We start from the raw sequence: 11938 nt of genomic DNA, 5'->3' as shown, positions 1-11938 counted from the left end.
CGTCAGTCCCATGCACTACTTCCACGTCGATGTGTTCAGCTCTCGGCCCTTCAGCGGCAACAGCCTCACTGTCTTCCCCGATGCCGCCCAGCTCAGCAGCGGCCAGATGGCGGCCATCACGCGGGAAATGCGCCACTTCGAATCGATCTTCCTGACAGGTGAGGACGCGGGAGACGGAGCTTGGCGGGCCCGCGTCTTCGACCTCGTCGAGGAACTCGACTTCGCCGGCCACCCTGTCATCGGAGCCGCCTGCGTCCTGCACGCGCTGCACGGCAGTGGCGACCGTGAGACGTGGACGATGAAATTGAAAGCCCGCACGGTGGAGATCACCACACACCGGCGTGGTCCTGGGCGGTACGCGAGCGTGCTGGATCAGGGCGCTCCCTCCTTCCTCGGCCAGCCGGACCGCAAGGACCTGGCGTCTTGGTTTTCGCTGAATGAAGAAGACCTGGATGCGGATCTCCCGCCCGAGGTGGTCTCCACCGGTCTGCGCTACCTGGTGCTGCCGGTACGCAGCGGCGCACTCGAACGGGCCCGGATCGCTTTCGATCTCGACACGCCGCTTTCCAGTCTCGGCGCACAGTTCGCCTATCTCCTCGATGCCGACACCTTGGAGTCACGGCACTGGAACAACGACGGGATCGGCGAGGACGTGGCGACCGGAAGCGGAGCAGGATGTGCCGCCGCCTATCTGCGCCGCCACGGCCGCATCCGCGACGGGGAAAAGGGGGTCCTCAGACAGGGCCGGTTCACTGGCCGTCCCAGCCAGATGACGATCAGCGCGCAGGGCCCGAGTGGGGACGTCCGCTCGGTACAGGTCGGCGGCGAAGTCTCGTTCGTCGCGAACGGACGTTTGGAGGAGCTGCCAGCATGAGCGGGTTGCTGGAATACTTCCGGTCCGACAGCCGTCGTCTGGTCGCTGTCGGGTGAACCCATCCGGGGGAGCGGGCCAGATTCGACGCTATCCTTTTGCGGAGTCGGTCACGACTTCTCTCTGACGGCTCGGCCGGTAGAGCGTCGGCGATGTCACGTAAAGGATGCCGCGTCCGGCAGAGCAGTTTCTCGACCTGAGGATTCAAACTGGCGGCCCATTCAGACCGCCCAGCGCCGTCTGGCAGGTTCGGCCGCTTTGGTATATCGCTGCACTGCATCTCCTGATGTCGCCCGCGGCCACGACGTCACCACGCCTGCGAAGGTTTGGAAGACGACTGTCGCTTCGCAAAAGCGCTCCGCCTCCACCAGCGCGTAGGCAAGCGTTCAGGTCGACGAGGTGGACGCGTGCTGCAAGAACCCGGGGCTGAGACAGAGCCGGGTTGCCCGCCCCAGCGCTACGGTTTCCCTCGGCGTCTCGGCCGACACCCTCGGCAGCCAAGCGCTCAAGCCGGCCTGCCACCATAGGAGGCGGTCGCGCCGAGAGTTCCCCCAGCCAGTGGCACTGGCACAGCAAACGTAAGCCGCATCTCGTCAGAGGAAGACCCATGCTCAGATTCCTAGCCGCCGAAGCCGATTCGACGTCCATAAGAGCAGGACAACACGGGCCGGACTCGGATGCCGAATTCCGCGCCGGTTGGTCAGTTGCACAGACTGGATCAATACACTCATGAACGCTGAACTTCCTACCGGATATGAGATATCCGCAGACCCCACCCGCCTCGATCCTGCGCTGATCCACCAGTGGCTGTCACAGGACTCCTACTGGGCCGTTGGTCGATCCAGGGAAAAACAGGACATGGCGATCGCCTGTTCCCTCAACTTCGGCGTCTACGACAGCGTCTCAGGCGCCCAGGTCGGTTATGCCCGTGTTGTCACTGACTCGGCCACCTTCGCCTGGTTGTGTGACGTCTACATCGCACGCGACGCACGTGGCAAGGGCCTGGGAACCGCTCTGGCCACTGCGATCCGGGACCATCTTTCTCCTTACGGCCTGCGTCGAATCCTGCTGGCCACGGCGGACGCGCACGCGGTCTACGCCAAGGTGGGCTTCGCATCACTGGAGAAACCGGAGAAATGGATGACTCTAGGGGAGCAGTGAGCCCCCAAGCACCTCGATACGGGGAACGCGAGACCGGACCAAGGCAGGCGGTGCGAGCTGCCGCAATGCGGTGCGCGGGGAAGCCAAGCGCCTCGCCGTAGTTGCGGTTCGACGGATTCGGAACACCGCTCCGCCGACTCGTCCCAACACGCTGCGACGCTCTTCGGCGTGTGGTCCTATGAGACCGGACGGGATCAGGGAGAGGCATGCCGGAAGACCAGTCGGGCCTGTATCAGGCAGGCGAAACGTTGCTGTTGGTCAAGGTGCCCGAAGCCGAGCCGCTCGTGGGCGGATGGCGCCGGCGGTTCGACTCCTCGGCCGGAGCCAGGCTTCCGGCGCACGTGACGGTGCTCTATCCATTTCTGGACCATGGCCGCATCGATGCCGACGTGCTCGGCGCGCTCGAATTACTCGTTGGTGCCCACGGAGCCTTCGACATCCGGTTCGAATGCTTCGGGCGGTTCCCCGACGTGCTCTTCCTGGTGCCGACACCGGGGGGTCCGCTGCGGGCTCTTACTCAAGCCGTCTGCGAACGATGGCCGGAGGTCCCGCCCTATGGGGGCCGGTTCGTCGAGGTCGTCCCGCACCTGACGGTGGCCCATGGTCAGGAGCGGAGCGTATTCGACGAGGCCGAGGCCGCCCTCACCGGCCGTCTGCCGGTCACCGCCCGCGTTTCGGCGGTTCAGCTTTTGGTTTGCGACGGCGAGTCCTGGCATGAACAGGCGGCCTTTCCCCTGCTCGGTCGAGGTGAATCATGTCGATGAGGTCGTCGCGGCTGGTGAGGTTGCCGTACCGAAGGTCGCAATCCGCCAGAAGGGGTACTTGGAGTTGGATTGTTCCGGACGGGCTGTGGGAATCGCGGAGCCGCTGATCCCACCGTCAAAGGTGCGGCCGCAGGGCGGGCGCCGGCGCGAGCGCATCATGGGCCCGGCGCGCGGCGGGCTACCGCCTCGTACAGACGCCACTCGGCCCCGTGCGGGCCTCCGACACCTGCCTGGCCAGCACCGAGACGCCGGGCAGCAGCACCCTGCGTCTGTCGTTGGATCCATTTCACGACGCGCATACCCCCGAGCCTCCATCCGGGATGGCTTTAGCACTGATGGCGGCAGTCGTCAGCACGGGGCCGACGACCTGACTCGTGCTCATGAGTCCCTGATGCCCCCAGCGTTCCAAGCAAAATTAGGTGTATCTGGTTGATACTGATCCGGCTTGCTGCAGCGCTGCCTATCAAGTCGATCGCCTTGCTGGGTCGGTCATTTCCCCCGTCAGCAGGCGAGGGAGGTCGACCCCCCCTCCCTACGCGTGAGTCTTCAAGCGAGTTGATATGTAAAGAGTTTGACTATTTGATGGAGGTCGGCTCTCTTCTTCCATCCAGGAGGCGACCCCCTTGCATGCCCGTATAGGCCCCGCTGCGGGCACAGCGGTTCTGTGCCACGCGTGGTTCTTCTTCGGTTTCCTCTATGAGGAGATCGTCGATGTCCCGAACATGATGATGGGCGCACATGCTGTGGAAGCCCAGTCTTTGTGGGACCCGTATCATTCGGTCACCAACCCGGTCTTCTACTATGCGATCGTGGCTGTCCCGGTACTGGGCTCGCTGGCCTTTCTCTGGCTGAAGCGGGGCGGGCTGTCGCCCGCGAACCAGACTCGCCTGCGACTCGCCACCTGCGGCCATCTCGCTATGGCCGCGCTCACCTTCGTCGCCGTCACGCAAATCAACGGCACGCTGTATTTCGGGCCTCCGATCAACGACCCGGCGCGCGTCGACACACTTGCCTGGGCCTGGTTCGGGGTCAACGCTCTGCGCATCGGGGCCACAGCCTTCGCCACGGTCAAACTCCTCGACTTGTACCTGAACATCTGCGGTACGTCGACACGTTATCCCGAATGACCTGCCTCTCGACTGCCCACCACCGAGGTATCACAGCAGCCGCGTCAACGGGATACACCAGCCCGCAGGCCAGGGCCGAAGCTGGCTCTCACCGTGGCAGCGTGCATTGACGATCCGGCGCGCTCGGGCATCGGCTGCTTCCCCGCGGGGTGCCCCGTCGCGATCGTCAAGGGGCTGGAGGTGGTCACGGCTGAAGCGCCAGGAACGCCGGGCCGGCCGCGTTCGCGCTGCAGATCAAGCCTCGCCACGATCGGGAGCTTTCCTTTCGCAGGTTGGGGGCCACCACGTAAGGGCTGTCCTTCCCACAGCGGGCGGGTGGGCACGGCGGGCTGCCGCATGGTGCTGGAGGCCGGGCGCGGCCGAGCTGGTTGAAGGGCGACAAGGTGGCGGACCCACTCCTCACGATCGGTGGCGTCACCGGGTGACAACCCGCGTCGCGCCCACCTCCGTGGCACCCGTGGAACTCTTCGAAGCCGTGGATCAACGTGAGTAACGTGACGGTGGCGACGGGCCGCTCACGGAAACCGTCAGCGCCTGATCCTGACTTGAGGCTAACGTTCGATTCTCTCGACGATGAATGATCGGAAACTTGCGCTAGAAAAGGTGCTGGCCGATCGGCACAGTAGCTCCGAGTCGATCAACTTGTCGGCTCGCTGGATGTCGGCGCCAGAGCGTCCCCCGCTGGCGTTGTCACACGACCAGCAGGTCGTACAGGAACCGCAGGGCCGACCTGGGCAGAACGACATCTGATGGTTGTTGACGGTGCCCAAATCGTCCAATTCGGGGATGAGGCTACGGGCGACGCGAAGACGACTCTCTTCTCTCTTCAGAGGTGAACGCATGAGCCAGCATGTGACAGTCCTGTGCTGGAACCTCAAACGCAACGGTGCTGGTGACACCACCAAGCGGCGGCGTGCCCACGAGCTGCTGGCATCCCTCGACCCTCACCTCGTCCTCCGCCAAGAGATGGATGGTGCTGCGGCGGACGGCAACCGGATCATGTACGAGGTTGAGGCTGTCCTTGGCTTGCGCGGCTTTCTCGGCCCCCGAGCCTGCACGGCCGTCTTCGCGAACCCGACGCTGTTCCAGCCGCTGAGGGAGTGTGAGGACGTCGGCCCTGTTTGGGTTCATCCACCCACGGTTGCGGTCTTCCGCTTCACACCAGGCGGCAGCCAGTCCCTGCCCCTTGTTGTGGCTTCTTATCACCTGAACCACGCCTCTGCCACAACCCGCCAGGCCGAGGTGGAGCGGCTGACGAAGTGGGCCGACCGCAAGTGGACGATGCCGGACGGCGAGCGGATGCTGATGCCCGCCCTCATGGGCGGTGACAACAACTCCTACCCGGTGCCCGGTCTGGAAGGGGACCTCCCCCTGCCGGATTTGGAACAGATCGCCGACCGGCCGCACCGGCTCCACCGCTCCCACATCGGCCCCGATGGGCAGCGGCTGTTGGACACCTGCCCTGACGAGGCTCTGCGCACCGCCGGCCTGGAGGACGTGGCCCGCTATTGGGCGAACACCCGCGATGGCGACAAGGCAGCCGCGTCCCGCACGATGAACGCCAGTCCGACGCACGGCCCGGACACGCGGATCGACAGGATCTACGCCACGCCCGCCCTACTCGGAGCGGTGAGGGATGTCGACGTGATCGAGGTCGAACCGGGTATATCAGACCACCACATCGTCCGTCTGACCCTTGACGCCGACCGCCTGACCGACGCCCTCACCTACCGGCCCCGGAGGCAAGCCGCGCCAGCTGCATCCGAAACGATCGACGACTGAAGCGCCCACCTTACGACCAAACCGGGACCGGCGCCTGCCGTGGGCCGGCCGCGCTCGGCACCATGCCCGCAAGATCACGTCCACGGGTATCGCCGACGTAAGCCCCAAAGCCGGCACATGGAGGCCGCGGAGACCGGCGACGCGCTGGCTCTGTTCGTGCTGCTGATGCAGGTGAGGCTGATCAGCGCCGCGCGCCGCGCGCCGGACCGGGACCGGGTGGCGGCCCGGGGCCGAGTGGCGAAGGCGTCACGGATGCTCGATGGGGTGTTCCGGCTGTGGAGCGAGCAGCAGGACCTGGTTGCCGAGAGCGGCGCGGATCTGGATGCGGGCGCGATGTGGCGGGCGCTGGAGACGGAGATCGGCCAAGGGGACCATCAGAACAGCCATTAACGCTAAGCACTTGATCTTGCGAGAGCAGGACCCCGGCTGGAAGGCGTTCGCCGGGGTCGCCGGTCGCCAGGTCATCCAAGGGGAGTGGCTCCGGCGTTTGGGTGGGGCTGGGCCTGGAGCCGGTCGCGGAGGTCGATCTCTTCGGGGGTAAGCGGCTCCCCGGGGCGGCGGATGCGGACGGGCTTGGGCCGAAGCGGCAGGCCATGGTCTGCGACGGCATGTTCAGCTTCTGCGAGTGCTCGGTAGAGGGATGCGACGGATGGGGACTTGCCTGCGTTCTTCCCACTTGATGGTGAGCTTCTTCGCGATGTCCGGGACGGGGACGCCCTTGTCCTTACAGTGCGACGGCGAAGGTGTACGGCCCGCCGGAGAAACGCGAGGTCGCCTGGTACCTGGTGGATCGGGCAACCGCGCACAGGATCGGCGGACGGCACCCGCTCAGTTCCCGTTCCGCACCAGCAGCCCGTCCACCAGGTGCTCCAGTGCCTCCGTCATCTCCGTGCGGGTGGCCCCGGGATCGTCCGCGTGCGCGACCATCAGCGCCGCCTCGTCCAGCGCGCCGAGAAGGATGTGGGCCAGCGGCGGTACGGGCCGGGGGGCCAGCGCCCCGGCCGCCATCGCCGCCTCCAGGGCCGCCGTGATCACTCCGAGGCCGTGCTCCTGGCCGATCTCCCGCCACCGCCGCCAGCCCAGCACCCCTGGGGCGTCCAGCAGCAGAACGCGTTCCACGTCCGGCTCGGCGAAGGCGTCGAGAAACGCGCGCGCCCCCGCCTTAAGCGCCTGCACCGGATCCGTGGCGGTCGTCATGACCTGCCCGGCGATCCGCTCGGTCAGCTCCGCCTCGACCGTCTGCACCGTGGCGTCGAACAGATCGTTCTTGTCCCGGAATTGGTGGTAGAGCGCCCCCCGGGTCACCCCGGCGGCCCGGACGATCTCCTCGGTCCCCACCCCCGCGTAGCCGCGCTCGCCGAACAGCGACCGGGCGGCGGCGATGAGAGCCGCCCGGGTCGCCCGGGAACGCTGGGTGTGCTTGGTGCCGGTCGATTCCATCCTGCCCCCTTGAGTTCCGTACAGCCTGTATGCCACTCTACATGCATACAGTCTGTACGTAATTTGCCCCGAAGGGTGCCCGCCATGCCACAGCTCACGCTTGACCAGGGAACCGTCCACTACCGGGACACCGGAGAAGGCGAGCCTGTGCTGCTTCTGCACGGGTACCTCATGGACAGCAGGCTCTGGGAACCGGTCGTCGCCCGGCTCGCCCCAGACTTCCGGTGCATCACCCCCGACCTGCCCCTCGGTGCCCACCGCACCCCGATGAACCCCGGCACGGACCTCAGCCTCCCGGGGATCGCCCGGCTGGTCGCGGATTTGATCGTCGCGCTCGATCTGCCCCGGGTGACCCTGGTCGGCAACGATCTCGGCACCGCCGTCGCCCAGCTCGTCGCCGCCCGTCATCCCGAGCGGATCGGGCGTCTCGTCCTCACCAACGGCGAGTGCTTCGACAACTGCCCGTCACCCTGGTTCAGATCACTTGTCCCCGCCTCCAGGGTGCCCGGTCTGCTCACCCTGGTTTTCCAGGCCCTGCGGCTGCGTGCCGTTCGTCGCATGCCCTTCGGGTTCGGCCTGCTGACCAGGGGCGCACTGCCCCACGATCTGATCGACGACTGGCTGGGGGCCTTCTTCGCCGACCCCGGCGTCCGGCGCGACTGCGTCAAGGTCACCCGTGGGATCGTCCCCACGGCCCTGCTCGAACCGGTAAGGCGGCTCGCCTCCTTCGACCGGCCCACCCTGCTGGCCTTCGCCCGCGAGGACCGGCTCTTCCCCTACGCGCACGGCGAGCGACTGGCCGCGATCGTGCCCGGCGCCCAGCTGGAGACCATTCCCGACAGCCGCACCTGGGTGATGCGCGACCAACCCGATCTGACAGCCCTGCTCATCAGCGAGTTCATCCGCAACACCCCCACCGGCGCCACACCGGCGGACGCCACTCCCGCCTGATCCTGGTCCAGGACCCACTGCCCGTGACGCGCCCTAGTGACCGGGTTTTGAGGTGTGGGCTCGCCCCATGAGTCGTGTTCTGTTTCAGATCATGTGGGTCCGGTGTCCTCATGGCATGGGCGATAACAGGCTGCCACCACTGGTGCTGTCGGAAGCTGAGCAGCTGACACTGCAGAGCTGGGCCAGACGGCGCCCCTCTCGGCGAGACGGACTGCGCGACGGCCCGTGAACACCCGCCTACGTCTGGCGATCACAGAACGGCGACATGCCCGTCCCGACGCCCCCGCCACCCCGGCTGGCGGGCGAGACTGCTTCCCGCCCGCCCGTCTAGGCGTCCGGCCGCGCCCACTCCGATCGAGGGAAACAATGTCCAGAACGCCCATCGCACTCGCCTCGCTGACGTCGCTGGCGGCGGCTGCCGCACTGCTGGCGACCGGCTGTGCGGGAAGGGCCGACGGCGTGGAAGCCAGCGGCTGCCGGGACGACGGAGGCTGGTCAGCGCAGCAACAGGCGCAGTGGCTGCGCTCCGCCGTGTCATTCGATGAGGACGCGTCCGGCGAGGAGGCAGTCGTCGAGGTCCGCCCGCGGGGCACGGCCGACGGCCGGCCGCTGTGCGCACCAGTCACCGTACAGGTCCAGTTCTGGCGGCTCACCGCCACGGCGTCGGGCAACGAACTGAGTCCGGCTCTTCGCGTGCAACTGGGCACGGATGGAAGCGAGAAGCGGCTCTTCGGGCTCCCGCCGGGCCTATCCGCTGCGGAACGCGACGCATGCACCGGCGTCCTCATGGCCGTCTACGCCGGCACCCCCCTGACCGCCGATGAACTGCCCGAAGGAATCGACCGCCTAGGCGGCGACGGGGTACCGGAGGTGACGTTCCGGACCGACCGGCTCGCTGCTCACCGGCTGATTTCGCCGCCGGACCGGGAGCGGTGTGAGGCGGACACCGGGGCGGCGGAAAGTGCCACGACCGCCCCCTCCGCCACCTCAAACCGATGGGGCCTCGACCATCGATGAGCGGCCCCGGCGAGGCCCGCGGAGTCACAGCAGGGCAGAAGCCGTCTCCCAGCCCTCACGACACACGATCACGCGCCGGAGCGGGCCCTGTCTGCGGCCGGCAACGCCTGCCGTAGAGCGGAGTACCTGCTGTCGTGGGCCCGCGTGCCCTCGACGTCCGTCCAGGTCACGGGAGTGACAGCGCGTACTCGGGCGGGTCCGGCGCACAATGAGTACTAACACTGGTGCCGTCGAGAAGGATGAACCCGTGGACGAGCGCAGGGCCGCATCGGTGAACCGGGGCCCCGCCGCAGCGGCGGCGGACGCCGGAGGGCTGGTCACCGCGTGGAGCGACGCGGCCCGCCGCCTGCTCGGCTTCGAGCCCGGGGACGTGATTGGCTGCTCCGTGGCGGATCTGCTGGCCGAACCACTGCCGGTCGATGCCCTGCGCAGCCTGGCCGAGCCGGACGAGTGGAGCGGTACGGTCGTGGTGCAGCACCGGGACGGCCACCCCGTCGAGGTGCGGCTGGACGCGCACCCGCTGCTCGACGGGGCCGGTGCCGTCCACTGGTTTCTCACGGCCACCGTGCCAGAGCCGGCGGCGCAGCTGCAGAAGTGGGCGCTGGAGCAGTTCCCCGTCCCGGTGGCCCTCTTCGACCAGGACGGGCTCGCGGTGTCCACCAACTCCGCGATGGAGGGGGTGATGGGTAGGCCCTCCAGGGATCTGCTCGGCCGTCGGGTGGGCGAATCGGTCGACGGCCTGCGGCGCCTCCCCGGCTTCGAGGGCCTTGGTGACGCGGTGCAGCGGGTCCTGCGCACGGGCGAGACCATGCCGTACGAGGCCTGGCTACACGCCCCCGGCGAGCCCCGCGAACACGCCTGGCTGGTGTCCCTCAGCCCGCTGAAGGACAATGCGGGCCGGATACGAGGCTTGTGTCTGGCGGCCATGGACAGTACAGAGCAGTTCCTCGCCCGGCGCAGACTGAGCGTCCTCAACGAGTCCAGCGTCAGGATCGGCTCCACCCTCGACGTGGCCCGCACCGCCGAGGAACTGGCCGAGGTGTACACGGCGCACTTTGCTGACTTCGCTCTCGTGGACCTGCTGGAGTCCGCGCTGGCCGGGGACGAGACGGGCGCTATGCCCGATGCCGCGCCCGTCTTCCGTCGCACCGCCTGCCGGTCCGTGCTAGAGGGCTGTCCCGAGGTGACGATCCCCGTCGGTGCCACGCACGGCTACCGCAAGGACTCGCCGCAGGGACGCGTGCTGACGGACGGCCGCGGTCTGTTCCACGCCGTCGACGAAGCCGGGCGGCGATGGTGGGCCGCGGACTCCCCTGACAGTGTCCGAAGCATCGACACCCACGGCATCCATACCCTGTTGGTGGTGCCGCTGCGGGCCCGCGGCATCACGCTCGGCCTGGCGATCCTCGGCCGCCACCGGACACCGGAACCCTTCGACGACGACGATCTGCTGCTCGCCAAGGAACTCGCAGCACGCGCGGCAGTGTGTGTCGACAACGCCCGCCGCTACACACGGGAACGCGACACGGCACTCGCCCTCCAGCGCAGTCTGCTCCCGCAGCACGCACCCAGACAGGCGGCCGTAGAGGTCGCCTCCCGTTACCGGCCAGCGAGCTCCCGCGCCGGCATCGGCGGCGACTGGTTCGATGTCATCCCCCTATCCGGAGCCCGGGTGGCCCTCGTCGTGGGCGATGTCGTCGGCCACGGGGTGCAGGCGTCCGCCACCATGGGTCGGCTCCGCACCGCCGTACGCACCCTCGCCGACGTCGACCTCGCCCCCGACGAACTGCTCACCCAGCTCGACGACATCGTCCTGCGCCTGGACTCCGAGCGGACACAGGATGCCGCCGAGGAACCACCGAGCCCGGGCGAGGTCGGAGCCACCTGCCTCTACGCCGTCTACGACCCCATCTCACGCCGCTGTACCATGGCCCGCGCCGGTCACCCTGTCCCGGCCATGGTCACCCCTGACGGCAAGGTCTCCTTCCTCGACCTGCCGATAGGACCCCCCTTGGGGCTGGGCGGTCTGCCGTTCGAAACCGCGGAGTTCGACATCTCCGAGGGCAGCATCCTCGCCCTCTACACTGATGGCCTCGTCCACGCCCCCGACCGCGACCTCGACGACGGACTCGCGATGCTCCGCCGGGCCCTCGGCGGCCCCGGCCGTGCACTGGAGGAGATCTGTGACGGAGTCCTACGAAGTCTGGTGCCCGACCGGCCCGCCGACGACGTCGCCCTCCTCGTGGTCCGTATCCGTGCGCTCGAAGCCAGCCGGGTCGCCGCCTGGGACGTACCCGCGGACCCTTCCTCCGTCGCCCGCGCCCGTGCACTGGCCTGCGAGCAACTGGCCACCTGGCACCTGCAGGACCTCGGCTTCGTTACCGAACTCGTCGTCAGCGAACTCGTCACCAACGCCATCCGTTACGGCGGATCCCCCATCCAACTGCGCCTGATCCTTGACACAGCGCTCATCTGCGAGGTCTCGGACTCCAGCAGCACGGCCCCCCACATGCGCCGGGCCCGCGTGTTCGACGAGGGAGGCCGCGGTCTACTGCTCGTCGCCCAGCTCACCCAGCGCTGGGGCAGCCGCCACACCCGCACGGGCAAGACGATCTGGGCCGAGCAGGCCCTGCCCACCGGACGCGCGGAGAACGGGGCCTCAGGCACCGTAAGCGACACAGGATCCAGCCGAGGCGCCGTAGGCGGTGGTGGGGGAAAGCCACTCGCACGGCGATGAGTTCCGTCGTGCGCCGGGTCCATGTGGACGGAGATGCGTTTCCAACCCCTGGAACATCCAGAAGATGTGATGGGCAAAGTGGTCATGC

Annotated in this window: 10 protein-coding genes; 9 read left to right on the top strand and 1 reads right to left on the bottom strand. The window is 67.7% G+C overall.

Annotated features, from left to right (window positions below):
• Positions 1-10: 10 nt before the first annotated feature.
• From ACFCZ1_RS14900 to ACFCZ1_RS14875, 6 genes are all read left to right on the top strand, one after another.
• Entirely contained in the window at positions 11-874 is an 864-nt protein-coding gene (locus ACFCZ1_RS14900) for a PhzF family phenazine biosynthesis protein (protein ID WP_376678716.1), read from the top strand.
• 726 nt (positions 875-1600) lie between these two features.
• A complete protein-coding gene (locus ACFCZ1_RS14895) occupies positions 1601-2032 on the top strand; it encodes a GNAT family N-acetyltransferase (RefSeq protein ID WP_252308824.1) in 432 nt (143 codons plus the stop codon).
• A gap of 206 nt (positions 2033-2238) precedes the next feature.
• The gene (locus ACFCZ1_RS14890) at positions 2239-2796 is read left to right on the top strand and encodes a 2'-5' RNA ligase family protein (protein ID WP_252308823.1); all 558 of its coding nucleotides are present in this window, start codon (positions 2239-2241) and stop codon (positions 2794-2796) included.
• A 623-nt stretch (positions 2797-3419) separates the two neighbouring features.
• Complete coding sequence (locus ACFCZ1_RS14885; RefSeq protein WP_252308822.1) at positions 3420-3923, top strand: hypothetical protein; 504 nt, start codon at positions 3420-3422, stop codon at positions 3921-3923.
• An 840-nt stretch (positions 3924-4763) separates the two neighbouring features.
• Complete coding sequence (locus ACFCZ1_RS14880; RefSeq protein ID WP_252308821.1) at positions 4764-5705, top strand: endonuclease/exonuclease/phosphatase family protein; 942 nt, start codon at positions 4764-4766, stop codon at positions 5703-5705.
• Positions 5706-5822: 117 nt separating this feature from the next.
• A complete protein-coding gene (locus tag ACFCZ1_RS14875; RefSeq protein WP_376678715.1) occupies positions 5823-6095 on the top strand; it encodes a hypothetical protein in 273 nt (90 codons plus the stop codon).
• A gap of 438 nt (positions 6096-6533) precedes the next feature.
• Here ACFCZ1_RS14875 and ACFCZ1_RS14870 read toward each other — a convergent pair whose 3' ends face one another.
• A complete protein-coding gene (locus tag ACFCZ1_RS14870; RefSeq protein WP_252308819.1) occupies positions 6534-7145 on the bottom strand; it encodes a TetR/AcrR family transcriptional regulator in 612 nt (203 codons plus the stop codon).
• A gap of 84 nt (positions 7146-7229) precedes the next feature.
• Between ACFCZ1_RS14870 and ACFCZ1_RS14865 the strand changes: the two genes are divergently transcribed.
• From ACFCZ1_RS14865 to ACFCZ1_RS14855, 3 genes are all read left to right on the top strand, one after another.
• Complete coding sequence (locus ACFCZ1_RS14865) at positions 7230-8096, top strand: alpha/beta fold hydrolase (protein WP_252308818.1); 867 nt, start codon at positions 7230-7232, stop codon at positions 8094-8096.
• 366 nt (positions 8097-8462) lie between these two features.
• A complete protein-coding gene (locus ACFCZ1_RS14860; protein ID WP_252308817.1) occupies positions 8463-9113 on the top strand; it encodes a hypothetical protein in 651 nt (216 codons plus the stop codon).
• A 208-nt stretch (positions 9114-9321) separates the two neighbouring features.
• Positions 9322-11850 (top strand): SpoIIE family protein phosphatase, encoded by a 2529-nt coding sequence (locus ACFCZ1_RS14855; protein ID WP_372499586.1) that lies wholly within the window; start codon positions 9322-9324, stop codon positions 11848-11850.
• Positions 11851-11938 lie beyond the last annotated feature (88 nt).

The organism is Streptomyces sp. NPDC056224 (genome assembly GCF_042267665.1).
Lineage (GTDB): Bacteria > Actinomycetota > Actinomycetes > Streptomycetales > Streptomycetaceae > Streptomyces.
Note: the sequence above shows the minus strand (reverse complement) of the source record. Positions and strands in the feature narration are given on the sequence as shown.

Bases quoted from the DNA above. Each gene is read 5' to 3' on its own strand.
- ACFCZ1_RS14900 (WP_376678716.1), top strand. From the start codon at position 11: ATGCACTACTTCCACGTCGATGTGTTCAGCTCTCGGCCCTTCAGCGGC.
- ACFCZ1_RS14895 (WP_252308824.1), top strand. From the start codon at position 1,601: ATGAACGCTGAACTTCCTACCGGATATGAGATATCCGCAGACCCCACC.
- ACFCZ1_RS14890 (WP_252308823.1), top strand. From the start codon at position 2,239: ATGCCGGAAGACCAGTCGGGCCTGTATCAGGCAGGCGAAACGTTGCTG.
- ACFCZ1_RS14880 (WP_252308821.1), top strand. From the start codon at position 4,764: ATGAGCCAGCATGTGACAGTCCTGTGCTGGAACCTCAAACGCAACGGT.
- ACFCZ1_RS14875 (WP_376678715.1), top strand. From the start codon at position 5,823: ATGGAGGCCGCGGAGACCGGCGACGCGCTGGCTCTGTTCGTGCTGCTG.
- ACFCZ1_RS14870 (WP_252308819.1), bottom strand. From the start codon at position 7,145: ATGGAATCGACCGGCACCAAGCACACCCAGCGTTCCCGGGCGACCCGG.
- ACFCZ1_RS14865 (WP_252308818.1), top strand. From the start codon at position 7,230: ATGCCACAGCTCACGCTTGACCAGGGAACCGTCCACTACCGGGACACC.
- ACFCZ1_RS14860 (WP_252308817.1), top strand. From the start codon at position 8,463: ATGTCCAGAACGCCCATCGCACTCGCCTCGCTGACGTCGCTGGCGGCG.
- ACFCZ1_RS14855 (WP_372499586.1), top strand. From the start codon at position 9,322: ATGAGTACTAACACTGGTGCCGTCGAGAAGGATGAACCCGTGGACGAG.